Source organism: Syntrophomonas zehnderi OL-4 (genome assembly GCF_000983115.1).
Taxonomy (GTDB): Bacteria; Bacillota; Syntrophomonadia; order Syntrophomonadales; family Syntrophomonadaceae; genus Syntrophomonas_B; species Syntrophomonas_B zehnderi.
In genome coordinates this window covers 82,994-109,581 of the sequence record NZ_CGIH01000018.1, presented here as the reverse complement: position 1 = coordinate 109,581, position 26,588 = coordinate 82,994, and the positions used below count along the sequence as shown (strand labels likewise).

23 protein-coding genes are annotated in these 26,588 nt (G+C 45.3%); 21 read left to right on the top strand and 2 right to left on the bottom strand.

Features of this window, described 5'->3' with window-relative positions:
- The first annotated feature begins 50 nt into the window (after positions 1-50).
- From AAV90_RS05230 to truA, 3 genes are all read left to right on the top strand, one after another.
- Positions 51-1,001 (top strand): DNA-directed RNA polymerase subunit alpha, encoded by a 951-nt coding sequence (locus AAV90_RS05230; protein ID WP_046495020.1) that lies wholly within the window; start codon positions 51-53, stop codon positions 999-1,001.
- A 15-nt stretch (positions 1,002-1,016) separates the two neighbouring features.
- The gene (gene rplQ / locus AAV90_RS05225; RefSeq protein WP_046495022.1) at positions 1,017-1,358 is read left to right on the top strand and encodes a 50S ribosomal protein L17; all 342 of its coding nucleotides are present in this window, start codon (positions 1,017-1,019) and stop codon (positions 1,356-1,358) included.
- 210 nt (positions 1,359-1,568) lie between these two features.
- On the top strand, positions 1,569-2,312 hold the full coding sequence (truA, locus tag AAV90_RS05220; protein WP_046495024.1) for a tRNA pseudouridine(38-40) synthase TruA: 744 nt from the start codon (positions 1,569-1,571) through the stop codon (positions 2,310-2,312).
- A gap of 74 nt (positions 2,313-2,386) precedes the next feature.
- Here truA and AAV90_RS05215 read toward each other — a convergent pair whose 3' ends face one another.
- Together AAV90_RS05215 and AAV90_RS14040 are read right to left on the bottom strand one after the other, a co-directional pair.
- Positions 2,387-3,802 carry a radical SAM/SPASM domain-containing protein gene (locus AAV90_RS05215; RefSeq protein WP_076982587.1) on the bottom strand — a complete coding sequence of 472 codons (1,416 nt, stop codon included), beginning with the start codon at positions 3,800-3,802 and terminating at the stop codon, positions 2,387-2,389.
- A 436-nt stretch (positions 3,803-4,238) separates the two neighbouring features.
- Positions 4,239-5,039 (bottom strand): MerR family transcriptional regulator, encoded by an 801-nt coding sequence (locus tag AAV90_RS14040; RefSeq protein ID WP_052729524.1) that lies wholly within the window; start codon positions 5,037-5,039, stop codon positions 4,239-4,241.
- Positions 5,040-5,607: 568 nt separating this feature from the next.
- Here AAV90_RS14040 and AAV90_RS05205 point away from each other — a divergent pair.
- From AAV90_RS05205 to AAV90_RS05120, 18 genes are all read left to right on the top strand, one after another.
- The gene (locus tag AAV90_RS05205; protein ID WP_046495026.1) at positions 5,608-5,952 is read left to right on the top strand and encodes a phasin family protein; all 345 of its coding nucleotides are present in this window, start codon (positions 5,608-5,610) and stop codon (positions 5,950-5,952) included.
- A gap of 71 nt (positions 5,953-6,023) precedes the next feature.
- The gene (locus AAV90_RS05200) at positions 6,024-6,635 is read left to right on the top strand and encodes a hypothetical protein (RefSeq protein WP_046495028.1); all 612 of its coding nucleotides are present in this window, start codon (positions 6,024-6,026) and stop codon (positions 6,633-6,635) included.
- Positions 6,636-6,678: 43 nt separating this feature from the next.
- A complete protein-coding gene (locus tag AAV90_RS05195; RefSeq protein ID WP_052729525.1) occupies positions 6,679-7,119 on the top strand; it encodes a MaoC family dehydratase in 441 nt (146 codons plus the stop codon).
- A 23-nt stretch (positions 7,120-7,142) separates the two neighbouring features.
- Entirely contained in the window at positions 7,143-8,234 is a 1,092-nt protein-coding gene (locus AAV90_RS05190; protein WP_052729526.1) for an alpha/beta fold hydrolase, read from the top strand.
- A gap of 31 nt (positions 8,235-8,265) precedes the next feature.
- Positions 8,266-10,038 (top strand): AMP-binding protein, encoded by a 1,773-nt coding sequence (locus AAV90_RS05185; RefSeq protein WP_157609457.1) that lies wholly within the window; start codon positions 8,266-8,268, stop codon positions 10,036-10,038.
- Between the two features lie 47 nt (positions 10,039-10,085).
- Positions 10,086-11,210, top strand: a complete 1,125-nt coding sequence (locus AAV90_RS05180; protein ID WP_052729527.1) for an alpha/beta fold hydrolase — start codon at positions 10,086-10,088, stop codon at positions 11,208-11,210.
- A 445-nt stretch (positions 11,211-11,655) separates the two neighbouring features.
- Positions 11,656-12,078 (top strand): 50S ribosomal protein L13, encoded by a 423-nt coding sequence (gene rplM / locus AAV90_RS05175; protein WP_046496440.1) that lies wholly within the window; start codon positions 11,656-11,658, stop codon positions 12,076-12,078.
- 10 nt (positions 12,079-12,088) lie between these two features.
- Positions 12,089-12,481 carry a 30S ribosomal protein S9 gene (gene rpsI, locus AAV90_RS05170; RefSeq protein WP_046495035.1) on the top strand — a complete coding sequence of 131 codons (393 nt, stop codon included), beginning with the start codon at positions 12,089-12,091 and terminating at the stop codon, positions 12,479-12,481.
- Positions 12,482-12,616: 135 nt separating this feature from the next.
- Positions 12,617-13,408 carry an N-acetylmuramoyl-L-alanine amidase gene (locus tag AAV90_RS05165; RefSeq protein WP_076982588.1) on the top strand — a complete coding sequence of 264 codons (792 nt, stop codon included), beginning with the start codon at positions 12,617-12,619 and terminating at the stop codon, positions 13,406-13,408.
- A 304-nt stretch (positions 13,409-13,712) separates the two neighbouring features.
- Complete coding sequence (amrA, locus tag AAV90_RS05160) at positions 13,713-15,107, top strand: AmmeMemoRadiSam system protein A (RefSeq protein ID WP_052729528.1); 1,395 nt, start codon at positions 13,713-13,715, stop codon at positions 15,105-15,107.
- A gap of 101 nt (positions 15,108-15,208) precedes the next feature.
- A complete protein-coding gene (gene amrS / locus AAV90_RS05155; protein WP_046495037.1) occupies positions 15,209-16,087 on the top strand; it encodes an AmmeMemoRadiSam system radical SAM enzyme in 879 nt (292 codons plus the stop codon).
- 348 nt (positions 16,088-16,435) lie between these two features.
- Complete coding sequence (gene argC / locus AAV90_RS05150) at positions 16,436-17,473, top strand: N-acetyl-gamma-glutamyl-phosphate reductase (RefSeq protein ID WP_046495039.1); 1,038 nt, start codon at positions 16,436-16,438, stop codon at positions 17,471-17,473.
- A 101-nt stretch (positions 17,474-17,574) separates the two neighbouring features.
- The gene (argJ, locus tag AAV90_RS05145) at positions 17,575-18,780 is read left to right on the top strand and encodes a bifunctional glutamate N-acetyltransferase/amino-acid acetyltransferase ArgJ (RefSeq protein ID WP_046495041.1); all 1,206 of its coding nucleotides are present in this window, start codon (positions 17,575-17,577) and stop codon (positions 18,778-18,780) included.
- 930 nt (positions 18,781-19,710) lie between these two features.
- Positions 19,711-20,559 (top strand): acetylglutamate kinase, encoded by an 849-nt coding sequence (gene argB, locus AAV90_RS05140; protein ID WP_242847456.1) that lies wholly within the window; start codon positions 19,711-19,713, stop codon positions 20,557-20,559.
- Positions 20,560-20,724: 165 nt separating this feature from the next.
- Positions 20,725-21,906, top strand: coding sequence for an aspartate aminotransferase family protein (locus tag AAV90_RS05135; RefSeq protein WP_046495043.1), 1,182 nt, complete (start codon positions 20,725-20,727; stop codon positions 21,904-21,906).
- A gap of 57 nt (positions 21,907-21,963) precedes the next feature.
- Positions 21,964-22,905, top strand: a complete 942-nt coding sequence (argF, locus tag AAV90_RS05130; RefSeq protein WP_046495046.1) for an ornithine carbamoyltransferase — start codon at positions 21,964-21,966, stop codon at positions 22,903-22,905.
- 47 nt (positions 22,906-22,952) lie between these two features.
- Positions 22,953-24,161, top strand: a complete 1,209-nt coding sequence (locus AAV90_RS05125; protein WP_046495048.1) for an argininosuccinate synthase — start codon at positions 22,953-22,955, stop codon at positions 24,159-24,161.
- 302 nt (positions 24,162-24,463) lie between these two features.
- A complete protein-coding gene (locus AAV90_RS05120; protein WP_046495050.1) occupies positions 24,464-26,587 on the top strand; it encodes a ribonucleoside triphosphate reductase in 2,124 nt (707 codons plus the stop codon).
- The last annotated feature ends 1 nt before the right edge of the window (position 26,588 follow it).

Sequence of the window (26,588 nt, the reverse complement as noted above, 5' to 3'; positions counted from 1 at the left end):
TAGATTATCTATCTAAAAGCAACCTCTATTAGAGAAGGAGGGGATAATTAGTGCTAGAGATGGAAAAACCGCGGATAGAGCGAGTCGAACAGGATCTTACGTCAAATTACGGAAAATTTGTTATCGAACCGTTGGAGCGAGGCTATGGTACTACTTTGGGCAACGCTCTACGCAGGGTGCTCTTGTCTTCATTGCCAGGGGCAGCTGTTACATCTATTAAAATTGACGGGGTTCTGCACGAATTTTCCACTATTCCAGGCGTTCTGGAAGACACTACAGAAATGATCTTGAATATTAAACAGATGGTCTTGCGCTATGAAGGCAACGAACGCAAAATCATCCGCTTGGAGAAAAAAGGTAAACAGGATGTATGTGCGGGAGATATCGAGCCCGATGCCGAGGTCGAGATTTTAAATCCAGATCTTCATATTGCCAGTTTAGATGAAGATGGCAAGCTGGAGATAGAAATGACCGTTGAAAGAGGCCGGGGTTATGTCAGTGCAGACCAGCAACCTAATAAAAGCGAAGAAGTAGTAGGGCTGCTGCCGATTGACTCCATATATACCCCGGTCACCAAAGTTAACTATATGGTGGATAACGCCAGGGTTGGCAAGAGAACCGACTTTGACAAGCTGGTTCTGGAGGTATGGACCAATGGCAGCATAAAACCGGAAGAAGCCATTAGTCTCTCAGCCCAGATCCTAATTCAGTACCTCAATCTCTTTACGGAAATAGATGATACCTATGCCGAAGTAGAGATTTTGGTAGAGAAGGAAGAAGAAAAGAAAGACAAGGTTTTAGAGATGTCTATCGAGGAACTGGAGCTATCGGTGCGCGCCTCCAATGGATTAAAAAGGGCCAATATCAACACCGTGGGCGATTTAATTGAAAAAACCCGTGAAGAGATGAGCAAGGTCAGAAACCTGGGGCAGAAGTCCCTGGAGGAAATTGAGCGTAAGCTGACAGAACTGGATCTGACCTTTAAGAAAACAGAGGAATAGGAAGGAGGATTCCCATTGAGTTATCGCAAATTCGGACTCTTGGCTGATCATCGCAGATCCATGCTCAGGAACTCAGTGACCTCTTTGTTGGAAAACGGCAAAATCACAACTACGGAAACGAGAGCCAAAGATATCAAAGTAGTAGCCGACAAAATGATCACCCTGGGAAAACGTGGGGATCTACATGCCAGACGGCAGGCTGATTCTTACTTAATGAAAGAAGAAGTCGTGGCCAAATTGTTCAATACCGTTGCGCCTCGGTATAAAGACCGCTCCGGCGGTTATACCCGCATAATCAAAGCCGGATATCGCAAGGGTGACGGTGCCCCTATGGTTATTCTGGAGCTGGTAGACTAAGCTAAATATCGTTTTCCGGTCATAAAAGGACTCTTTAGTGCCGGGCAAGGGTCATAAAATAACAATAGTGAGTTGATACTGCTCTATAAAAGTATTAAGGGAGGATTGTATATATCCTCCTGATCTTTTATAGGGTTTATTTGAGCTAAAAACCGGCTGGATAAAAGGCAGGGTCGGCAGCCAAATTATCTTTTGGGGAGAATTAAGCAGATGAAGCGAATAAAGATGGTGCTGGAATATGATGGCAGCAATTACCATGGCTTTCAAAGACAAATAAATGCCCACACGATTCAAGCTCAGTTGGAAAGTTCAATCAATCATCTGACCGGAGAAACGGTTACGGTAAACGCCGCAGGGCGTACCGATGCCGGCGTACATGCCTTGGGTCAAGTCATAGCTTTTAATACGTCAGCCCGGATACCTGCCGATAAATGGACCCCGGCACTAAACAGCAAGTTGCCGGACGACATTCGTATTCTAAATAGCTTGGAGGCTGCCCCGGATTTTCATCCCCAGTTTGATGCCCTAAAGAAAAGCTATGTGTATTTAATATATCGGCAAAAGTCCGGGGCCAGTTTTTACCGGAAACATGCCTTGCTAAACAGTGAAAATCTGGATGTCGCAGGAATGCAAAGGGCGGCCCGACTGCTGGAGGGTAACCATAATTTTAAAGCCTTCTGTGCCAGTGGGTCTTCCGTAAAAAGCTTTAAGCGCAATGTCAGCCTCTGTCGGATAATTAACCAGGAAGCTTGGCTGAAGTTGGAAATAGAAGCCAATGGTTTCTTGTATAATATGATCCGCATTATTATGGGAACCCTCCTGGAAGTAGGTCGCCAGCGCCTTACACCTGAGCATATTTTAGAAATATTGGACTCCCAAGATCGAAATCTGGCTGGCTCTACCGTATCTCCCCATGGACTTTACTTAAAAGCAGTAGAGTACCCCGAAGGATGATTATTGGCGAAATCTGATTTTTTATGCTTAACCTTGTGTTTTTAAAAAATATAATTAAATCCGGTTACATTACTTCAATGATCGCGTGAGCCCAATCTAATTAAACCGCGCTGCCGGGGCTGCTCTTGTGCAGGCTGCGGTAAATCAGCGGCACAATGGTTCTGCTCCCAGAGTTGGTCAGCTACTTTACCCCATTCCAGGGCTACCTGCATAGTTCGTTCCGTAAGTTCATCCACATCCTCCAGGTCGATGGGCTGGGTTGACTGGGCGCCGGATAAATGCACCATTTCCCTTAGCTTATGGGGATTATCTAGCAACGGACAGGGCCGCAGGAGATTGTCATTAAAAGGCTGGCCAAGCCGGTACTGCATGAAAAGCGGAGATTGTAAGGCGTCTAGCAAACTAACATCCTTTATATTAACATTGGAATAATGAATAAAGGCACAAGGTTCTACGTCACCGTTGGCATTTATATGTAAGTACCTACGCCCACCGGCAATACATCCCCCGGCAAAGTCGCCGTCATTCCAAAAATCCATAAGAAAGATTGGTTTGGTATTACGAAATTCTCTTACGCGATGATACATATAGGCACGCTGCTCAGGGGTGGCGATTAAATCCAACTGGGCACCTTTTCCCAGGGGCATATAAGTAAAGTACCAGCCAAATATGCAGCCTTTCTCAATCATGTAATCGACATATTGGTCAGAACCGACACTATTCACATTTCCACTATGATAGCAGGTGGAAAATCCAAAAGGAACCCCATGTTTGCGCAATATGTCCATAGCCTCAATAACCCTTTGATAAGTACCGTCACCGCGGCGCATATCTGTTTCACTTTCAAAACCCTCCACACTCAAAGCCAGCGCAAAATTCCCAGCCGCGGCCATTTGAGCTGCTAAATCATCATTTACCAGGGTGCCGTTTGAAAAAGCCAGAAACATACAGTCATTATGTTTATGAGCCAGTTTCATGAGGTCATCCTTACAGATCAAGGGTTCTCCTCCGGAGTATATGTACATATATATCCCCAGTTCTTTGCCTTCCCGGATAATACGGTCAAGGGTTTTTATGTCCATTGAAGCTGTTTTTTTATATTCCGCCGCCCAACAGCCGGTGCACTTCAGGTTGCAGGCAGCAGTAGGATCCATCAAGATGGCCCAGGGAATATTGCAGCCATATTTCTCGGACATTTTCTCGTTGGTGGGAATTCCTAAGATAGAAGCGTTAACCAAGAAATTAACCAGGACTTTTTTTCTGACGTTAGGGCCAAACTCGGTAAACAGGCGGCATATATATTCATTCCAGTTATTGCTGGGGTCATCCAATATGTCACGTATTGAACGAGCATAACTTTTATGATTGTCCGTAATCAGTATTTTTTCGCCCCAATTTAATAATTTTTCCATGTTCTCCAGCGGATTTTTCTCCACGTACCTGATTCCTTCGTTGATTACGGCAGTACTGATCATCTGTTTTACCTTCATACTGTTTCCCTCCTTGGCGTTATAATAGCTATAAAGGAGCTAAAAGCAAGAGAACAGATGGTTCTTGACTCTGCATATTTCCAAAGTTGACTAAAAGCCTACCTGCCACCTCCTTTTGCAAGAAAGCTAACCAAAAGCAATCAGCGCTGACTTATGAATCTTGAACTCCATTTCTCTGCTTTTATAGACGTGTTACCGACCATTTTATCGCTATTATTACTTCCACCTTAAGATATCCCATAATGGGAGAGTCAATAGAATGATAAAATTTTCACTTCTGCCCGCGCCAAATAAAATCCACTCTGTATAAAAGTGATACAGAGCGGATTGTAAAGCGTGAGATAAAAAGGTTTATTCAGTCTCAAAAGTACCGAGTAAATCCGCGTTTATTATTAAGGTCCCCAGTGATCTGCGTCTATTATCTAATTTAAACGCTTTAAAATAAATCTGGCACAGAACAGCGTAGTTCATAAAGAGGTCGTTCTGCGTTGTATAATCCGGTGACGAGTTCTGTTTCCACGACTATTACATCTTGTCCGGTTTTAAATATTTCTGCAAACAATTCCTTAGCTTTTTCAATTCTACTTTCCTGAATATGCCTAACAATATATGGCCCAGCGGGGATTTTTATTATATCTTTAGCTCCGTTTTTTGTCGTTGGCAGGATATCAATGAATTGGTAACGTTCTACTGCGTTGGTACGAAACCGGTAAAGGAGACCAAACTTATATCCTGACTTATACCCTTGCTTGGCTACTGCCGCATATAATCCTCTCAGTTTCAAATAAAATTCTTTTTCGTCTGTGGATTCTGTAATAGGTTCTAACATATAGTAGATATCCGGAAAATCGATCCGGTTAGGCGGGTCATAGGGAGAGATTTGATCGTTTTGTTGGATTTCCAACTGCAAATCATCGATAAAATTCAAACCATCCTGGATTGTGCGGATTTTCGTTTCGGCCATCTCTTTGCTAACCTCCAGCAGCTGCGTTAAGTGAATCAGTCCGTCTTTTTCCATAAGCTCGTTAAGCTTTCTTAAAGGTATGCCCAACTCCACACAAAATTGAATGATATCAACCAGTTTGAGCTGTGAAAAATCGTAATAGCGATATCTCGTATCCGGGTCAATATAGGCTGGCTTTAATACGCCAATTTTATCGTAATAACGCAGAGATTTAATATGTGTCCCGGTCAGTTTTGATACTTCTCCAATAGATAAATAAATCCCTTTCCTCATAAATTAATTTCCCCCTTGACTCTCCTATTATAGGACAGTATATATTTTAGCCTATAGAGTGAAACAGTACTTGTCAAGGATTACAGTGTCTCAATCCGTCGTTGTCCCGTAAAACAGCTGCTACTCTCATAAGTGGCTGCCCCTTTGCATACAATTGAGGTTATAGGCTGCGAACCGGGGCGGTTGTTGGGAAAATGATTTTTAAATAGTAAATTTAGGTATATACATTTCCATTTTTAATGTTATACTGTATTAAAAATGAATGGCACAATAATGTATTAGCTATCGACCTGCCAGTTATTTTTTCTTTAACCTTTCTATTTTTACGCAGCAAATAAATCCGCCGCCGTATTGGGTTATTCATTGGTGTTGTTCAGGCTAATTACCTGGTATCATTTCGAGTTTCAGCCAAAACGTAAGGTTCCTTGTAAAACTAAATAAGGTTATTGTGGGCTCCTCTGCTGGAAAAAGGCCAGCCTTGGTTTTATCGTTGCCCCTATTTTTGGCTTCGTGCATACCTATGCACGATACTGGTTAAAAAAGACAAACTGAAAAGGAGTGGATATTGATGAAAACACAGGAGACTGTAACAAAAACTTTTGCTACTATGGAGACTCTAATGGAAAAGTTCTGGGATATGTGGCTGGTAGGTATGGGCAGCATTTCTTGGACGCAGGAGCAATTTGACAACATGCTCAAAAAATATTTGGAGCAAAGCCAGGTTACCAGAGAAGAGAGCAGTAAAATTATTGATGAACTCATGAAACAGGTCAAAAACAACCAGGCGCAAATGCAAAAGATGATTCAGGAAGCTGTAAATACAGCTTTGGAAAATGCAGAACCGGCCTATAACTACTTTGAAGAAATCAACAAAAAAGTTGAAGAACTAAGCAAAAAGGTCAGCAGTATGTAATATTTCCAGATAAACAAACGATTAAAGCATGTCCTGAAGTATCAGGAACCTTATAGAAAGGAGCCGGATGCATGTCTGAGGACGAAAGAAGCAGCAGCCAGGCTGATGGCCATAAGATTATATTTCCTGATTTAGCCGAACTATGGAAGGAAATGTACTTTAAAACTGAAGGTGCCTGGGCCGAGGCTTTAAAAGATTTTGTCAGCACCGAAACCTTTATAAAGATGCTGGATCAGACGTTGAACCAGCATCTTTCCATAGAAAAGATCACCCGTCAGAATATGGACAGGATGTTTGAGTACAGTGCCACCCCGTCCAAAAAAGATCTGGCCAGGATTGCCGAACTGGTCATATCGGTAGAGGACAAGGTAGATAATCTGGATTTCCAGCTGGTCGAAAATATCAACAAGACTACGGACACTCTGCTTAAGATGTTAAGTCTTATGGAAAAAGGTCAGCAGGAGATAAATGCGATAAAAGCACAAAATGAAGAATTAGACCAGCAAATTAAAGCCTTATCAAAACAAAACCTGGAGCTTAAAAAAAGAATGGCCGCCTTAAAATTACCCGCATCATCCCAGTCAGAACCTGCGCCTGTTGAGATCAGCCCTGAAGAAACCACCAACAAGGCTCAAAACACCCGTAAAAGAACTAAGGTTAAAAAAACCGCTGATGAACCTTGATCATATCTCTTATAAACAGGACGTAAAAGGAGGCAGGTCTGTTTTGATAGAAAACATTTACAGTGAACTTAAGATAGGCGATGTGGGCTATGTAGAAAAAACTATTACCGAATCAGACGTATATATGTACGCAGGAATTACCGGGGATTTTAGCTGGCTGCATGTCAACCAGAAAAGAGCCGAACAAGGACATTTTAAAACCCGAATTGTCCATGGAATGCTGCTGGTGGGGCTTATTTCCACGGTTGTGGGCAATGAGATGCCTGGTGCCGGAACCATATATGAGCAGCAGGATATTCAGTTTTTAAAACCTTGCTTCATAAATGACACGGTCAGGGCCCAAACCGAAGTGCTTGCTCTGCTCCCGGCCGGTCGAGTCAAATTAAGAACCTCCTGCTACAACCAACATAATGAACTTATCGTTGACGGTACAGCGATAGTTATTCCGCCTAGACAACATGTGATTACCGAAAAGATATCCTGATTTAGCTTGGGGAGGATTATACCGTGAAAAATATCATTCTAAGCGGCTCCGCCGAAGAAATTGGCAAACAGCTGCAGGAAAGCTATGACCGGATGTGTAGCAGCACCCAGAAATGGATGGAGATGCTCCAGTATGATCCATATCCTCAGACAGGCTTAAGCCCTAAAGAAGTCGTCTGGAGAAAGAACAAGGCCAGGCTATACCGGTACGTGTCACCGTCAGGGCACCAGCACAAAGTGCCCATACTTATTATATATGCCCTTATAAATAAGCCTTATATATTGGATTTGACCCCCGGTATGAGCTTGATTGAACACCTATTGGAATGTGGATTTGACATATTCCTGCTGGATTGGGGCGATTTTGATTGGGAGGATCGTGAACTTAGCTACGGTAATCTGGTCAACGACTATATTGCCCGGGCGGTGCAAAAAACCCTTTTGACATCCGGCAGTGATGAGCTGACCATGCTGGGCTACTGCATGGGAGGAACGATGACCAGTATGTATGCCGGGCTTTACCCGCAAGAAAGGATAAAAAATATCGTACTTTTATCTGCCCCGATTGATTTTTCTGACGCGGGTACTTCATCCCTATGGCTCAATTCACCTGATTATGATGCCGACAGAATCGTGGATACTTTCCAGTTGGTACCGAAAGATTTTATCGATATCGGGGTTAAGATGCTGCGTCCGGTTAATAATTATATAGGCACATATACCCGCCTGTGGCGCTCGATAGACGAGGATAATCCGGTAATCGCCTGGAAGGCACTTAACAAATGGGTAAATGACAACATCAATTTCCCCGGCGAGGCATATCGTCAGTGGATCAAGGATTTATACCAGGAAAACAAACTGGTGAAAAAGCAATTTTCTCTCCAGGGGCAAACGGTCGATCTGGCCAGAATAACATCCAATCTGCTGGTCATGGCCGGTGAAAACGACCATCTGGTGATGACTGCCCAGGCCCAAGCGGCCCTTGACTATATGTCATCTTCGGATAAATCCTATTACGAATTTCCGGTAGGGCACGGAGGTCTGGTATTCGGTAATTATGCCAAAAAAAATGTCTATCCGGTCATGTCCGAATGGCTAAAACAACGTTCTAATTAACCAGAAAAAAAGGAGAATTACAAATGGGGATGTGAAAAAGAACATGACTCAGGATTATTGGGAGATTATTAAACGTTTACAAGAACCGCAGAACCTGTCCCTGGGTTGGGAATTGGAGAGGCGGGTTGCCGAGAATAAGGATAAAACCGCCCTCGTTTATCAGGATGAGATAATTAGCTATCAACAGTTAAATGCCGGGGCTAACCGCTATGCTGATTGCTTTAGTCGGCTGGGCTTTAAAAAAGGTGATGTGGTAGTATTGTTTATGAAAAACCGGCCTGAATTCCTTATGGCTGCGACCGGTTTAAGCAAATTAGGGGTGATCGTATCCTTGGTGCATATAGGTATCCGTAAAGACGTTCTGGCTCATGATATAAATATTTGTGAACCCCGCGCGGTAATCGTGGGGTATGAGCTAATAGACGTATTTAATGAGGTTCTACCCCTTCTTAAATTGAGGGCCCCAGCCCTTATTCTGATAGACTCCCCGAGCGACCATGAATTGCCCGCCTCCAGAATGCAAGCCCTGGGTCCTTTACTGCAATCCTCCAGCGAGGAAAACCCGTCCGCTACTGTAACTATAAACAGTGATGATCCCTTGGTTTACCTTTATACCCCCGGACAGAGCGGATTACGAAAAGCAGTGGCTATAAGCCAGCAGAGTTGTCTGATAAAATCCTATCTTTACAGTATGTTGGGATATATGCAGGAAAAAACCGTTCAATATATGTGTTTGCCCCTACATAATAATGGAGGGTTTGTAGGAGCATATTCCGCTATGATAACCTCGGGTAGTACCATGGTTCTAAAACAAAAATTCTCTGTTCATAATTTTTTTGATGATCTGCGTTTCTATGGGGCTGATTATGTGATCGCGGTGGGGGAAATGGCCCGCTACCTATATAACCAGCCGCCCCGGGAAAATGACCGCGATAATCCTCTGCAGGTCATGGTCTGCAATGGCATGTGGGGTTCACTGGTAGAAGCTTTCCGGGAACGTTTTGACGTCCAGCATATAATTGAGGTTTATACTAAAACCGAAGGTGTAGGTATCTTTGTAAACTTTGAAGAGGTACCCGGGATGTGCGGCAATTTGAGTCTGCGCGATATGCGCCAGGGCGAAGTTGTGCAATATGATTACAGCAACAAACAGATCAAACGAAATTCTGCCGGCCGGGCCATAAAATGTGTTCCGGGGGAATCAGGGTTGCTGGTCTGCGAGATTAATCAGCTTAATCGCTTTGCCGGGTATATAAATGATCCATCGTCTACCGAAGAAGTCCTGCTCTCCAATGTATTTGCCGAGGGAGATCGTTACTTTAACAGCGGTGATCTGGTACAATTGCATGAAAAAGATTATATATCCTATGTGGATCGTCTGGGTGACACCTACCGCTGGAAGGGACGTACTGTTTCTGCCAACCAGGTGGCCGATGTTCTGCAGCGTTTTTATGGGGGTATAGAAGATGTCATCGTATACGCGGTAAAAGTACCGGATGTGGAAGGACGCTGCGGTATGGCGAGCTTAAAGCTTATAGAGGGGGAACAACTGAATTGGGCGGAATTTATAAAACACATTAACCGCCGCATGCCCGAACACGCCCGCCCGGTTTTCATTCGCATTGCCGATCAACTGGCGGGTGGTCAGGATTCGGAAGAATATAAAGAAATACTGCGGTATGAAGGATTTAATCCCGGTCGGGTAAAGGATCCTCTGTATTTTCTGCATCCCGAACTCGAGCAGTATCTGCCTTTGGATATGGAAACCTACAAACAGATTCTGGCCCAGGAAATAAAGCTTTAAAACGAGTCTAATTTGGAAAAGAAGTCGGCACTGAAGGGAGGCTTTTTATGCTGTCCATATACCAGGAAATAATGAACAGCTTTTGGGGAATAGCCGAGCAAAACCTGGATTTTTGCTGCTCGTTATTTCCTGACGCGGATAAGGTAAATCAGTATATGTGTGTACTCGCTAAACTCGAAAACCCAGAGGCTCACTGGGCCACCCCCAACAATATAATCTATGAACATCAGACCTTGCGGTTGCGACATTTTCCCAATCCCAAAAGTTCCAGTGCCCGCAGACCGGTGCTCATTTTGCCCCCCCAAGCCGGGCATCATTCCAATCTGGCCGATTATTCCCCGGCCCAGAGTCTGGTTAGGGTTTTTCATAGTTATGGTTATGATGTGTATGTAACCGAATGGCTGTCAGCCGTTTTCGAGCAGCGTAATCTGGGAATGAATGATTACATACGGTTAACCGATGAAGCAGTTGATGAGATCCGCCGCCGCACAGGTGTGTATAAAATTCATCTCATCGGGCAATGTCAGGGAGGCTGGCAGGCCGCCATATATACCTCTTTGCATCAGGACAAAATCGCCACCCTGGTTTCAGCCGCGGCGCCTATTGACGTTGAGGCAGCACCTTCTATGATTATCGATGATGCTCAACTGCCTATGTCATTTTTCGAATATCTGGTGGCTACCGGCAATGGTTTAATGCAGGGAAAATACATCCTGTGGGGTTTTAAGAATATGCAGGCCGACGAGCATTATATGCGCAAATATAAGCGGTTATGGAAAATGATTGCTGTCAACGATCAAGAAGGACTCAAGCGTTTCCAACGCTTTGAAAACTGGTATGAATACACCCAGCAGTTGCCCGGCCGGTTCTATCTGGAAATAATTAAGAACATATTCAAGCAAAATAATCTGACCAAACCAGACACCATAAAGCTGGATGGACGAGCGGTGGATCTAAGAAATATCAATTGCCCGGTAATAATTATGGCCGGCCAAAAAGATCATATTACACCTCCCCCTCAGGCCTTTGCCCTAAAGAACTACATCAGCACCCCCCGGGAGGATGTAGTGGAAATCCTGACCGATGGCGGGCATATCGGCACCCTGATGGGTACCGAATCATTAAGGGAGGATTGGACAGCCGTAACCGAAGTACTAAATCTGGCTACCTGATAATCGGAAAAAGAAGTTAAATGGACACATATAACCCAGGTTTTTTCGGAATTACCCAGATCATCCCTTTTAAGGTGTCGGCAAGATTGTTTGCCAATAGCACCCTACTGCGAATAAGAGGATGGGATTCAGGCTGCAGCAGGTTACACCGCTTAGTGGCAATAATCTAAATCTAACTAATGGCTTATAATTTAATACAATTTCTTACTTAAACGGCATAAATAAATAACCTGCGTAAATCCCTTAAACCTGTGTAATCTGTGCCCATTAATCTAGGCGATATTTGCGGGGGGTTTCTTGACAAACCGTATTAAATTTGGATAATATTAAAAGGTAGTCTCTTCACTCCTGTTTGGCTCCAGCCCCGTTGACAAGCAGAGAGGCAGAGTCTTAAAGATATGCTCACTATCCGAGAGCTACAGGAGGGAAATTCGTGAAAACATATATGGCGAAACCTGCGGAAGTTGACCGCAAATGGTACGTGATAGATGCAGAAGGCCAGACACTCGGAAGATTAGCTTCAGAAGTTGCCTCCATCCTGAGAGGAAAACATAAGGCCACTTACACTCCTCATATAGATACCGGTGATCATGTTATCGTCATAAACGCTGAGAAGATAAGGCTGACCGGCAACAAACTTAATGATAAGATGTATCGCCGTTATTCCGGTTATCCGGGAGGATTAAAGGAAGTAAATTATGCTACTTTATTAGCCCGCAAGCCGGAGAAAGCTATCGAGCAGGCAGTAAAGGGAATGCTTCCCCACAATCGTCTGGGTCGGGCCATGTTTAAAAAACTTAAAGTATACAGAGGCGGGCAGCACCCCCATCAAGCCCAAAAACCAGAACTTCGTGAGTTGAGAGGTTAGGAGGATCGATATGGCTAGCGTACAATATTGGGGAACCGGAAGAAGAAAAACAGCTGTAGCCAGGGTTAGATTAGTTCCTGGAACAGGTAATATAACCATTAATAACAGATCATTTGAGGATTTCTTTCCAAATAAGACCAGCCGTTTGATTGTTCTGCAACCCATGGAGTTAACTGAAACAACCGGTAGATTTGATGTGCTCTGCCGGGTCAACGGCGGCGGTGTTACCGGACAGGCCGGAGCAATCAGATTAGGTATTGCCCGCGCGCTAATTAAGGCAAATCCGGAGTTAAGGCCGGTTTTGAAAAGAGGCGGTTTTCTTACCCGCGATCCACGTATGGTGGAAAGAAAGAAATACGGTCTGCACAAAGCCAGAAAAGCACCCCAGTACTCAAAACGTTAAGAAACTTTTTAAAACCCCCCGGATACAATTATTCGGGGGGTTTTCCTATCCAGCGGCAACTTTTTATTCTCCATAAATATATTCTTTTTCCCCCGCATATATAATAAATAGCAATTTTTGTGTGGGGGTTAAAGAATGATAAAATGCCCAACGGTATATATTAAAAAGAAACCAGCTGCCGTAATAACGGCTTGGGTTTTTTTTGTACTGCTGTCCTTACTGGCCATAAAGAGCGAGAATCGACCAGAGCAGCCGGTTGTGTCTTACCCAGTCGCCAATAAAATCATTGTGATAGATGCCGGCCATGGCGGCATGGATCCTGGCGCCATATCGGCAAGTAAACATGAGGAAAAAGATATTACCCTGGCGATCAGCAAAAAATTGGTGCAGCATTTGAGTCAGGGCGGGGCAACGGTTATTAACCTGCGTAACAGTGATGCGGATTTATGCAGTCCGGACTTCAAAGGGACAATAAGGGAGAGAAAAAGAAAGGATCTACAACTGCGGGTGGAGAAGGCCCAAGTTTCCCAGGCTGATTTATACGTCAGCATCCATACGAATGCAGATCTAAGTCCCCAATGGTCAGGAGCGCAGACCTTTTACAAAGCCGGCAATGAAAAGAGCCAAATAGTGGCCGAAAGTATCCAGGAGGAATTTAAAAGGTTACTAGGAAATACGAAACGCGAAGCCAAAACAGGCAGCTATTTCATCTTGGACAAAGCTACCATGCCCGCTGTAATATTGGAGGTAGGTTTTCTGTCAAATCCTCGGGAGGCCGCCTTACTGATTACTGATGAATATCAGGAAAAGGTAGCCTACGCTATCTTCTGTGGGATCGTTAAATCCCAGCTGGCCCAGGAACCTAAAAAAGACGACCGGACGACCGGCTCCCCTCAATCCGGGCCGCGCGTAAATAAAACCAGATAACGCAGATTTTATGGATTCACACAGATTTTTCCTTGAGGATATCAGCTGTTCCGATATGATATAAAGTAGGATGTCTCATCATCTAACCAAAATTGGGGGTAAATAATTTTGTTTTATAACTGGGAAGTCTCCCGGTCATACAACAAAATCCATTTCCTTTAATCGGCAGAATAGTTCTATAGGGCATTTTATTAGCAATTATGCAATTACTATAAAAAAGATAATCTACTATAAATCAAATCAGTGAATTCCGGGTTATCTGAGTCCATGAAATTTCCGGGGTATTATATTTGGAGGTGGAAATATGATCTGTTATGGAGCCTTGATGCCGCATGCTCCGGTTTTAATCAGTGAGATTGGAGGCCAGCGGGTTAATGATGTGCAGGCAACCGTCAAGGCGATGCAGGAGGTGGCCGCCCGGTTGGTAGCCAGCCAACCGGATTGCGTGTTGTTTCTGACACCGCATGGAAATGTTTTTTCCGATTGTATTACGTATTTGGTAGAAGATAATTTAGAAGGGGATTTAGGTGATTTTGGCCAGCCCCAGATTAGGACAAGCCGTGTCAATAATCCCGCCCTGCTGGATGCTATCGCCGAACTGGCCTTGGACAGTAATGTGGAGTTTGTAGCTATAAATGAAAATCTAGCCGAACGATTTAAGCTTATGACGAGTCTCGATCACGGTATAATGGTTCCGCTGTATTTTTTAGAACAAGCCGGTATAGGAGATGTGCCGATAGCGGCGATTAGTATTGGCTTGCTGAACAACCAGTCCTTATACGTTTTTGGCCAGATGATTCAGGAAGCCAGCAACCTGCTTAATCAGAAGGTAGCGATTGTAGCGTCGGGTGATATGTCGCACCGTTTGAAAGAGGATGGGCCCTATGGCTTTCATCCGGACGGAAGCCGTTTTGATCTGGCTATCAAAGAGGCACTGGGCAGCGGGGACGTATTATCCATCCTGGAAATACCGCCTGTCTTAAGGGAGAACGCGGGAGAGTGCGGATATCCTTCCCTGCTGATCCTCCTGGGGGCTATGGATAGATTTAAGATAGTAAGTGATTTAATAAGCTACGAAGGGCCGTTTGGGGTAGGATATATGACAGCCGGTATCGAACCTGGGGAGATAAAAGCCAGTATGCTGGGAATAATGAGGATTATTCAGAACGAAAAGATGAATGCTCGCCGTGCTGAAGAGTCACCTCTGGTAAGATGGGCCCGTTTGAATCTGGAAAGTGAGGTTACCCGTAACCCGCCTCCGCAGTTGGAGGAAGATATGCAGGGTCTGTTGGAGGAGCGGGCGGCAGTTTTCGTATCCCTGAAAAAACAGGGCCAGTTGCGCGGGTGTATCGGAACGTTTCTGCCCAGCTATGAAAATCTAGCAGAGGAAATAGCCCAAAATGCTCGAGCGGCCGGTTTGGAGGATCCCCGTTTTAATCCGGTGCAAGTACAGGAGTTAAAAGATATAGAATACTCGGTCGATGTATTAAGCCGACCCGAACCTTGCAGTGCGGCAGAACTTGATCCCCGAAAATACGGGGTAATAGTAACGAAAGGCTCCCGCCGGGGCCTGCTTCTGCCCGATCTGGAGGGGGTGGACACCGTAGAACAGCAGCTTCGGATCGCTTGCCAGAAGGCAGATATTTCATATCAGGAAGATTTTAAGATAGAGCGTTTTGAGGTTAAAAGATATACTTAGAAGAAAATAGACGCCAACAAAACAAAGCTTTTTCATCGTCTGTAATTCTTTTTCAGAAATTAAGACCGCTGATTTTTATAGTTTAGTTGGGGGTGCTGATTATGACAAGGCAGGTCGATTATTTTACTCCAGGGGATAAGGGTATCATGGTCTGTCGGGTTTGCCCTCATAACTGTCAATTAAAGACCGGTCAAACCGGGATTTGCCGGGTTAGGGCTAATCAGGAGGATAAACTGACAGCACTAAATTATGGACAGGTTTCATCGCTGGCCTTGGATCCAATTGAAAAGAAGCCGTTATATCATTTTTACCCGGGTACCATGATTTTATCGGTAGGCAGTTTCGGCTGTAATCTGGCCTGTTCTTTTTGCCAGAACTACAGTATTGCCCAACAGTCTCCGCCTACCCGTTATATATCTCCGGCTGAGCTGGCCGCACTGACTGCTAAATACTCTGACTATGGCTCGATAGGGCTGGCTTTTACTTATAATGAACCGCTTATGTGGCTGGAATATATTATGGATGTAGCTCCCCGGCTAAAGGAGCAGGGTTTTAAGGTGGTGCTGGTCAGCAATGGATTTATTGAGAAAAAACCGCTTAGGGATCTGCTGCCTTTTGTGGATGCGTGGAATGTCGATGTTAAAGCCTTTAATGAAAATTTCTATCGGCGTTTGTGCAAAGGACGGCTGGATTGTGTAAAACACACAGTGGAAGAAATTGTCGGTAAGGCACATCTGGAGATAACCACTCTGCTGATCCCGGAAGAAAACGAGACGGAAGAAGAAATTCGGGATTTAGCCCGCTGGTTGGCCAGCCTGGATCCCGATCTGGTACTGCATTTATCCCGCTACTACCCTGCTTATCGCATGACCTCTCCCCCCACTGGGCTTAAGACCTTAAGAAATGCCCGCCAGATTGCCCGCGAGTACTTGAATTATGTTTATCTGGGCAACGTAGCCCCGGAAGAAAATGAAATGTAAGGGCGGAGAAGAAAAATATCCTTCTCCGCCTTTATATGAAAGCCCCGGGATAAATCCCATAAGGCTGTTCAAGCATTTTAAGTTTGCAATTTATGATATGCCCAAAGCAACCGCAGGGTGACATATAAATTAATGCTGATAATGCTTAGCCTTATTTGCTTACCACCGGGATACGGTCGCTTCATACTGAAAAAAAGAGTAAGGAAATTGGATTATGCAAAACCCTCATTTAAGAGTATTGCATAATTTTTTAATTCTTAAACACATTATTGATTAAAAATAAAAACTTATTGCAAAATTATACACCTGTGTGTATAATTATAAAATCACTCCAAGGAGGAATTGCCTATGTATAAAATTGGAATAATCGGAGACGGATATACCGCCGCCGAATTGCTTAGGCTTCTGGCCGGTCATGATGAACTGCAAGCGGTCATGATTTCCTCAACCGAAAATATTGGTAAGAATATTGGAGATGTCTATCCACATTTAAGAGCATATTATAATCTGGTCTGCCAACCTACTGATTTGGAACAGATCAAGAAAAGTTGTGAAGCCGTATTCCTGGCTTTGCCGCATGGCTTATCCGTCCCCATGGTCAAAGATCTATTTGGGGCCGGTATAAAATGTGTAGATCTGGGAGCCGACTTTCGCTTGCAGGATGTAAACACCTATCAGAAGTATTATGAAACTCGCCACGAAGCCCCTGAAATGCTCGCGCAAGCCGTATATGGCCTGCCGGAATTAAACCGGGAAGCGATAAAAACTAGTCAGATTGTGGCTAATCCAGGCTGTTTTCCAACTTCGGCCATACTGCCGATAGCTCCGTTGCTTGAGGCCGGACTAATTGAGCACCAAGGGATTATAATCGATTCCAAAAGTGGAGTATCCGGGGCTGGCAAAGCCCTTAAGGCCAGCAGCCATTTTTGTGAAGTGAACGAAGGCTTCAAGGCTTATGGTCTGGGCACACATCGTCACGGGCCGGAGATTGCCCAGGAGCTGAGCCGGGCGGCTGGTGAGAAGGTGGAAATGATCTTTACCCCACATTTGGTTCCGATGAATCGAGGCATATTGACTACCTGTTACCTGCGCTTGAGGCCGGGCCAAAAGGCGGCTCAGGTTAGGGAGGTTCTCCTGGAAAAGTATCAAGCCGAATTATTTGTACAGGTACTGGAAGAAGGGGTAACTCCAAACACCAAGTGGGTGTATGGAACTAATTTTTTATATATCGGAATTTATGCCGATGATGATACCGGCAATGTAATTTTAGTATCGGCTTTGGATAATTTATGTAAAGGGGCTTCCGGGCAGGCCATTCAAAATATGAATCTTATGCTGGGTCTGGAAGAGTCTCAAGGACTGCGGGGATTAGGAATATACCCATAAGTTATTGGAAAATATTAACAATTGCTTAGATTCTAAACAATTGTTTGACAACTATTACAAACCTGCTATAAGGCGATTAGATGAGGAGGTTTATATAAATTATGATTGTATTGGAAGGTTCAGTCACTTCACCGCAAGGTTTTTTAGCCCAGGGAGTGGCTGCTGAAATAAAAAAAAACGATAAGAAAGATCTGGCCATTATATATTCTACGACTCCCTGCACGGCTGCCGGGGTATTTACCACTAATATAGTACGGGCCGCCTGCGTTGATCTAAATCGGAATTATCTGAAGGATGGCAAAGCCCAGGCGATTGTAGTAAACAGCGGCAATGCCAATGCCTGCACAGGTGAACAGGGTTGGGAAGATACGGTGGCTATGGCCGCAACCGCAGCAGACTGTTTAGAACTCCACCCCCATGATACGCTGGTGGCTTCTACCGGGGTGATAGGGGTTTATTTGCCGATGGAGCAAGTCAAGCAAGGCATCGTGGCCGCCGCCGGTACCCTTTCTGAACAAGGAGGCGCAAATGCCGCTGCAGCCATCCTGACGACCGATCTGATACCTAAGGAGGTCGCCGTTGAGGTTGATATTGCCGGATATCCGGTGCGGATTGGTGCTATCGCCAAGGGATCTGGCATGATTCATCCCAATATGGCTACTATGCTTTGCTTTATCACAACAGATGTTGGGATAACCAACAAATGTTTAGATCATATGCTTAGATCATCGGTGGGGCGGTCTTTTAATATGATCAGTGTGGATGGTGATACATCTACTAATGATATGGCCTTGATACTGGCTAACGGGCAGGCCGGCAACCCCCTCCTGGATGATCCGGACAGCGAAGCCGGGCAGGCTTTTCAAAAAGCCCTGGATTATGTAACTATTACTTTGGCAAAAATGATCGCCCGTGATGGCGAAGGTGCCAATCACCTGATTGAAGTACAGGTGGAAAAAGCTCCGGATGAGATTACAGCTCAAACCATAGCCAGAGCGATTACGGCCTCCAACCTCATTAAAGCAGCTGTTTTCGGCGAGGATGCCAATTGGGGAAGAATTTTGGCTGCGGCGGGATATTGCGGAGCTCAATTTGATCCTGGGCGGGTGGATATATACCTGGGTGAAGAAATGGTGGCCCAGGACGGAATGGGATTGGTGTTTGACGAGGATCTGGCCCGGCAGGAACTGCAAAAAGATACTGTAATTATCAGATTAGATCTCAAGTCCGGATCGTATTCGGCTACCGCCTGGGGATGCGATCTATCCTATGAATACGTCCGCATCAATGCCGCTTACCGGACTTGATTGGGGTAATAGACGAGGATTGCGCGGATTGAAGCGGTTTAAACGGACACAAATAACCCGAATTATAGATATACCCAGATATTATTAACCCCCTCGTAGCGGAGGCTTAGCCCCTGATATTAATAAACCACCTCGTAGCGGAGGCTTTAGCCTCCGCAGGAATATGGAGCTTTAGACCCAGATATTAATAAACTCCCACGTAGCGGAGGCTTTAGCCTCCGCAGGAATATGGAGGCTTAGCCCCTGATATTATTAAACCACCTCGTAGCGGAGGCTTTAGCCTCCGCAGGGAATATGGAGGCTTAGCCCCTGATATTAATAAACCACCTCGTAGCGGAGGCTTTAGCCTCCGCAGGGAATATGGAGGCTTAGCCCCTGATATTAATAAACCACCTCGTAGCGGAGGCTTTAGCCTCCGCAGGAATATGGAGGCTTAGCCCCAGATATTATTAAACTCCCTCGTAGCGGAGGCTTTAGCCTCCGCAGGAATATGGAGCTTTAGACCCAGATATTAATAAACCACCTCGTAGCGGAGGCTTTAGCCTCCGCAGGAATATGGAGGCTTAGCCCCAGATATTAATAAACTCCCACGTAGCGGAGGCTTTAGCCTCCGCAGGAATATGAAGGCTTAGCCCCAGATATTATTAAACTCCCTCGTAGCGGAGGCTTTAGCCTCCGCAGAAATAAGGGACGCGGTTTAAATAGGCACAGATAACACTGATAAACAGATTTACCCAGAACATTTTCATTAAAGTATTGGCCGGATTGGAAGTTTTTCTTTTATATAGACAGATTCCGCAGAATTAAAAGGATGCGGATAACGTGGATGACGCCGCAACCCAGGGCAGCTATTTTCAAAGGTGGTTGTGGTTTGAAAACAATTACATAGAATATTAGGCAACTGGGGGGATTAACTTGATTTGTTCAGCCATGGAAAAGGCGGAAGTATTGGTTGAGGCTCTGCCTTATATCAAGGATTTTTACGGCAAGCGGGTAGTAGTCAAATACGGCGGAGCAGCTATGAAAGACTGTGATCTTAAGCAGAAGGTCATGCAAGACATCGTCCTGATGAAGTATGTAGGTATGCATCCAATCGTGGTTCATGGGGGCGGGCCGGAGATAACCGGCATGTTGGGGCGCCTTAATATAAAGACCGAGTTTGTGGACGGCTTAAGGGTTACCGATCAGGCTACCATGGAAGTAGTGGAAATGGTTTTAGGGGGCAAAGTAAACAAGGAAATAGTCTCCGGCCTAAACGCATCCGGCGGGAAAGCCATTGGTATTTCCGGTAAGGATGGTGAATTAATTAAGGCCCGTCCGGTCGATCCTTCTGGACGGCTGGGGTTTGTCGGTGAAGTAGAGGCGATCAATCCGCAAATCATTGAAACTCTGATTGACAACGGCTACATACCGGTTATAGCCCCTATTGGGATAGACCCTGAACAAAATAGCTATAATATAAATGCCGATATGGTAGCAGCCGCTATTGCGGTGGCCATGAGGGCAGATAAGTTAGTCCTTTTAACCGATGTTCCGGGATTATTGGCGGATACAAATGACGCAGACTCGCTGATATCCGTTTTAAAGGTGAGTCAGGTACCATCCTATACCCAGGCAGGCATAATTGCCGGGGGTATGATCCCAAAGGTAAAATGCTGCGCAGAAGCGGTTACCGGCGGAGTCAGCCGTACCCATATAGTTGATGGCCGGGTCGCCCACTCCATATTGTTGGAGATCTTTACCGATGAAGGTATCGGCACCATGGTTGTTAACGAGTAACGATTTTAACAAACGGATGAGGTTACTTCGTCTCCCCGCGCCAGCAGGGTTTTGAGCATACAGTTTAGATAACGTATTGATTTATATTTATTAACCATAAATGGATTATTGTGTAGCTGTACTTAATTAGTGGCAGGATAGACCGAAAGGAAGATGAGTTTTAAAATGACGAATCAAGAAATTGTCAGCCGTGGGCAGGAAGTGGTCATGAATACGTATGGGCGTTTTCCGATTGCCTTGGTAAAAGGGAAGGGCTCTTATGTATGGGATGCAGACGGTAAGGAGTATCTGGATTTCGTTGGGGGGATTGCGGTATGCGCTCTGGGGCACAGCCCGGCTGAACTGCAAAAGATAATCAAGGAACAGGCCGACAATCTCTGGCACGTTTCCAACCTATACTGGATTGAACCCCAGGTTAAGCTGGCCGAAAAGCTGACCGGTCTTTCCGGACTCAGTCAAGCCTTTTTTTGCAACAGCGGGGCGGAAGCAAACGAAGCCGCAATAAAATTGGTGCGCAAATACTACTACCGCCAAAAAGAAAACCGCTCCAAGATTATTGTATTTAACAACTCTTTTCATGGGCGTACCCTGGCAACTCTCACGGCTACCGGGCAGAGCAAATATCAGGAAGGTTTTGCACCCCTGCCGGAAGGCTTTGTATATGCTGATTTTAATGACCTTATGTCAGTGGAGAAACTAATCGATGAAGATACTGCCGCCATTATGATAGAACCGATACAGGGTGAAGGCGGAGTCCTGCCAGCTGATCCCGCCTTTCTTGCGGGATTGCGGCATATATGCAACCGGGAAGGGATATTTCTGGTATTCGATGAAGTACAATGCGGGGTGGGCAGAACCGGTAACTTTATGGCCTTCCAGACTTATGGAATAAGTCCGGATATCGTTACCATGGCCAAAGGTCTGGGGGGGGGATTTCCCATCGGAGCAATGCTGGTCAATGACAAAGCAGCCAGCGGCTTTGCGCCGGGTGATCATGCTTCCACCTTTGGAGGCAACCCCCTGGCGACGGCGGTAGCCAGTCAGCTGGTGGACATAGTATCCGCGCCCGGTTTCCTGGAAAATGTCAATCAAATGGGAGGATATCTAAAACAATCCCTCGAACAAATCAAAGATGAAAGAATAGTTGCGGTCAGGAGCAAAGGCTTAATGGCAGGCCTGGAGTTTCATAAACCTGTAAACGATCTGGTACGGATTTGTATGCAAAACGGGCTGCTGCTAGTAGGGGCCGGGCCACAGGTATTAAGATTCGTACCGGCGTTAAACGTTAACGAGACAGAAATTAATCAGATGGTGGGCTTATTAAAAAAATCGTTAAAAGAGTGGTAAATCCCCCTTGCTCAATAGAACCGGGTGGTCATAAAAATTTAATAAAAGAGGAGTGTTATGGTGGAGGTTAATCAATCATTAAAGGGACGGGATTTTATAAGCATACATGATTTTACGGCAGCCGAAATTGATCTGATGCTTAAAACGGGTTTGCAGTTAAAAAAAGCCCAGCAGCAAGGAATTCCTCATCCAATTCTCAAGGGCAAGACATTGGGAATGATCTTTCAAAAAAGCTCCACCCGAACCAGGGTAGCTTTTGAGGTGGGAATGTACCAATTAGGCGGGCACGCACTTTTCTTAAGTCCGCGGGATATTCAGTTAGGGCGAGGCGAGACTATCCAAGATACCGCCCTGGTATTGGAACGGATGCTGGATGGAATCATGATTCGCACCTTTTCCCACGATGAGGTGCTAGAACTGGCTCATTTTGCATCTATTCCCATTATCAATGGATTGACCGATTTACTGCATCCCACCCAGGTTATCGGTGATATGATGACTATCATCGAGCACAAGGGCAGCCTTAAGGGGATTAAACTTGCCTATGTAGGAGATGGGAACAATGTCGCCCACAGTCTGCTTTTTGGTGGTGCCAAAACCGGTATGGATGTGGTTGTTGCGAGTCCTTTAGGCTATGAACCGGATGCTAACATATTGCGTAAAGCCCAGGCGGATGCCCAGGCAACCGGGGCCAAGCTGCGGGTTGTGGAAGATCCGGTAGAAGCGGTCAGCCAGGCCGATGTAGTATACACTGATGTCTGGGCCAGTATGGGGCAGGAAAATGAGGCAGATCAAAAGGAGCAAAACTTTCTAAAATACCAGGTTAATCAAGAACTCATGAGCCATGCACATAAAGAGGCCATTGTAATGCACTGCCTGCCGGCTAAGCGCGGCAAGGAAATAAGTGATGCAGTAATGGATGGACCGCAGTCGGTCGTATTTGATGAAGCCGAAAACCGGCTGCATGCCCACAAAGCTATCATGGCATTGGTGATGTAGTAGATTAAAAAGCGCCTGTGGGGGCTAATTAAGGAGAAAATTAGCAAATGGATAAAGTAATACTTGCGTATTCAGGGGGACTTGATACTTCGATCATTATCCCTTGGCTGAAAGAGAACTATGATTATGAAGTGATTGCCTTTTGCGCTGATGTGGGGCAGGGGGATGAACTGGAGCCGGTGCGGGAGAAAGCGCTAAAATCAGGAGCCTCCAAGATATATATCGAGGATTTGACCGAAGAATTTATTACCGATTATATATTTAAAGTATTAAAAGCCGGGGCCGTTTATGAGAAAAAATATCTCCTGGGTACTTCGTTTGCCCGTCCGCTCATGGCTAAAAAAATGGTCGAGATTGCTGAAAAAGAGGGAGCAGTGGCCATTTGCCACGGAGCTACCGGCAAAGGCAATGACCAGGTGCGCTTTGAGTTAGGGGTCAAAGCCTTTAATCCTTATTTAAAAATCATCGCCCCCTGGCGGGAATGGGATATCAAATCCCGGGAAGATGCCATTGATTATGCCCGTGCTCATGGTATTGAAGTGCCGGTCAGCAAAGAGAAGATCTACAGCCGGGATCGCAACATCTGGCACATATCCCATGAAGGCGGGGATTTGGAAGATCCGGCCCATGAGGCTCAAAACAATCTGTATGTCTTAACCGTTCCCCCGGAGGAAGCCCCGGATAAGCCCTGTTATGTAGAAATAGGCTTTGAGCAAGGGATTCCCGTGGCCATAAACAGCCAAAAAATGGGGCCTATACAGCTGCTTACCGAGCTTAACCGCTTGGGTGGAGCCAACGGGGTAGGGATCACTTCACTGGTGGAAAATCGCCTGGTGGGGATGAAATCCCGCGGTGTTTACGAAACACCTGGAGGCACTATCCTGTATGCTGCCCACGAAGAACTGGAACGTTTGACCTTGGATCGCCGAACCCTGCAGTTTAAAGAGCAAATGGCGCTCAAATATGCTGAGTTGGTTTATGATGGCAACTGGTTTACCAAGCTGCGCGAAGCTATGGATGCCTTTGTGGATGAGACCCAAAAAACCGTTACCGGCAAAGTGCGGGTAAAGCTGTATAAAGGCAGCTGCGAGGCCGTAGCTTCTGAATCACCTTATTCGTTATACCTGGAGGATCTGGCTACCTTTGGCGGAGATGATATTTACAGCCACAAAGATGCCGAAGGCTTTATCAACCTCTTTGGAATCCCCCTTAAGGTGCAGGCCATGTTAAACAGGAAAATAGGCGCAGACAAGTAGGCATTAGGTCATGTAGAAGCGTAATGCCGTAACAGGAGATAAGCAGCAAAATAAATGAGCAAAATAGAGCAGAGGGGATAACAATCCTTACTCTGCTCTACTTGTGTGCGATTTTAAACGAATACAAACGAATTTTAATAAAATATAAACAAAATTGCATATTATTGTACTTAATTTTCTGAAGGGGAATAAAATAGGTACTTGCGTCTGTCCCGCGCAAGGAGGATAATGAAAATACATCATATAGTGGTTCTAGTTTTTAGATGCCATATATGTTGTGGTATGAAGCTTTATTAAGGAGGATGCTTGTGGATATCAGCAGGATTAAAAAAAGGGATGGCCGGATCGTCGATTTTGAAAAAGAGAAGATTGCTCAGGCCATTTACAAGGCAGCCAAGGCGGTAGGCGGCAAGGATTATCAGACCGCCCAGGAATTAGCCGATAAAGTAGTTGAAATTGCCCAATATGTAGATGATGATGAGATAGCTACCGTGGAAAGCATACAGGATCTGGTCGAGAAGGTATTGGTTAAAAACGGCCACTATAAGACGGCCAAAGCCTATATACTCTACCGCAAGCAGCATGAGGATCTGCGCCAGGTCGATCAGCTTCTTTTTAACAACCAAATAATTACCAACTATCTGGAACGCAACGATTGGAGAATCAAAGAAAATTCAAATATGACCTACTCCTTGCAGGGGATGAATTTCCATTTATCATCCGTAATAGTATCCCAGTATTGGCTGGATCAGATTTATACCCCGCAAATGAAAGCCATGCAGAGCAGCGGAGATTTTCACATTCACGATCTGGGGATATTAGGTGTTTATTGTGTGGGCTGGGATATACGGGATCTTCTCTTAGAAGGTTTTAAAGGCGTGCGCGGCAAAGTCGCCAGCGGCCCGGCTAAACATTTTCGTTCTATCCTGGGACAGATCGTTAACTTTTTCTTCACCCTCCAGGGTGAAGCAGCCGGTGCGCAGGCATTTTCCAATTTTGATACCCTCCTGGCCCCCTTTATTCGTTATGATAATTTAGATTATAAACAGGTCAAACAGGGGCTGCAGGAATTCGTATTCAACATGAACGTCCCCACTAGGGTTGGGTTCCAAACACCTTTTACAAATGTAACTTTGGATCTTAAGGTACCGGAGTTTATGAAGGATGAGCCGGTAATAATCGGTGGTAAATATATGGATGCGACTTACGGGGAGTTTCAGGCGGAAATGGATATCTTCAATCAGGCCTTTGCTGAGGTCATGATGGAGGGGGACTGCGAGGAGCGGGTCTTTACCTTCCCGATCCCCACCTATAATATTACGAAAGATTTTGATTGGGACAATCCCAACTACGATAAAATTTGGGAAATAACCGCCAAATATGGCATCCCAAACTTCTCCAACTTTATCAATTCCGATATGAGTCCGGAAGATGCCCGCAGCATGTGTTGCCGGCTGCGCCTGGATAACCGGGAATTAAGAAAACGCGGCGGCGGCTTGTTTGGAGCCAATCCCCTGACCGGCTCTATCGGCGTAGTCACCATCAATATGAGCCGTCTGGGATATCTGTCCTCAAGCAAGCAAGAATATTTTGAGCGTTTGGCTGAAGTCATGGATGTAGCCCGCGATAGCCTGGAAATAAAACGCAAGGTATTGGAGAATCTAACGGAATCAGGGCTTTATCCCTACTCGCAATTCTATCTGCGCAATGTAAAAGCTGGATTTGGCCAGTATTGGAAGAATCATTTCTCCACCATCGGCATGGTAGGAATGAATGAGTCCTGCCTGAACTTTTTGGGACAGGATCTGGCCAGTCCTGCGGGGATAGCTTTCACCAAGGAAGTAATGGATTTTATGCGGGAGAGACTCAGTCAATACCAGGAGGAAAGCGGCAACATCTATAATCTGGAGGCCACTCCGGCTGAGGGCGTTTCTTATGGGATTGCCCGCAAGGACAAGGAGACCTATCCCCAGATCATCGTTGCCAATGAAGCTGATTATAAAAAAGGAGCCGAGCCTTATTACACGAATTCCACCCAGTTGCCGGTAAACTACACCGATGATCTTTTTGAGGCCTTGCTGATCCAGGATGAACTGCAGACCCGCTATACGGGAGGAACGACCTTCCATATATTCCTGGGTGAATCCATATCCTCTATAACATCCGTTAAAAAACTGGTGTTTAAGGTGTGTGAGCAGTTTAAACTACCGTATTTCACGGTTACTCCGACCTTTAGTATCTGTCCCAGCCATGGCTATATAAGCGGACAACATCATAGCTGTCCCATTTGTGAAGCCGAAGGCAAACAGACGGTCTGCGAAGTCTATTCACGGGTGGTAGGGTATCTTCGCCCCATTGACCAATGGAATGCCGGCAAACAGGAAGAGTTCAAAGAAAGAAGTGTATTTGACAAGGCGATAAATTAAT

Bases quoted from the DNA above. Each gene is read 5' to 3' on its own strand.
- truA (WP_046495024.1), top strand. From the start codon at position 1,569: ATGAAGCGAATAAAGATGGTGCTGGAATATGATGGCAGCAATTACCAT.
- AAV90_RS05215 (WP_076982587.1), bottom strand. From the start codon at position 3,802: ATGAAGGTAAAACAGATGATCAGTACTGCCGTAATCAACGAAGGAATC.
- AAV90_RS14040 (WP_052729524.1), bottom strand. From the start codon at position 5,039: ATGAGGAAAGGGATTTATTTATCTATTGGAGAAGTATCAAAACTGACC.
- AAV90_RS05205 (WP_046495026.1), top strand. From the start codon at position 5,608: ATGAAAACACAGGAGACTGTAACAAAAACTTTTGCTACTATGGAGACT.
- AAV90_RS05200 (WP_046495028.1), top strand. From the start codon at position 6,024: ATGTCTGAGGACGAAAGAAGCAGCAGCCAGGCTGATGGCCATAAGATT.
- AAV90_RS05180 (WP_052729527.1), top strand. From the start codon at position 10,086: ATGCTGTCCATATACCAGGAAATAATGAACAGCTTTTGGGGAATAGCC.
- rplM (WP_046496440.1), top strand. From the start codon at position 11,656: ATGGCGAAACCTGCGGAAGTTGACCGCAAATGGTACGTGATAGATGCA.
- rpsI (WP_046495035.1), top strand. From the start codon at position 12,089: ATGGCTAGCGTACAATATTGGGGAACCGGAAGAAGAAAAACAGCTGTA.
- AAV90_RS05165 (WP_076982588.1), top strand. From the start codon at position 12,617: ATGATAAAATGCCCAACGGTATATATTAAAAAGAAACCAGCTGCCGTA.
- amrA (WP_052729528.1), top strand. From the start codon at position 13,713: ATGATCTGTTATGGAGCCTTGATGCCGCATGCTCCGGTTTTAATCAGT.
- amrS (WP_046495037.1), top strand. From the start codon at position 15,209: ATGACAAGGCAGGTCGATTATTTTACTCCAGGGGATAAGGGTATCATG.
- argC (WP_046495039.1), top strand. From the start codon at position 16,436: ATGTATAAAATTGGAATAATCGGAGACGGATATACCGCCGCCGAATTG.
- argJ (WP_046495041.1), top strand. From the start codon at position 17,575: ATGATTGTATTGGAAGGTTCAGTCACTTCACCGCAAGGTTTTTTAGCC.
- argB (WP_242847456.1), top strand. From the start codon at position 19,711: ATGGAAAAGGCGGAAGTATTGGTTGAGGCTCTGCCTTATATCAAGGAT.
- AAV90_RS05135 (WP_046495043.1), top strand. From the start codon at position 20,725: ATGACGAATCAAGAAATTGTCAGCCGTGGGCAGGAAGTGGTCATGAAT.
- argF (WP_046495046.1), top strand. From the start codon at position 21,964: ATGGTGGAGGTTAATCAATCATTAAAGGGACGGGATTTTATAAGCATA.
- AAV90_RS05125 (WP_046495048.1), top strand. From the start codon at position 22,953: ATGGATAAAGTAATACTTGCGTATTCAGGGGGACTTGATACTTCGATC.
- AAV90_RS05120 (WP_046495050.1), top strand. From the start codon at position 24,464: ATGCTTGTGGATATCAGCAGGATTAAAAAAAGGGATGGCCGGATCGTC.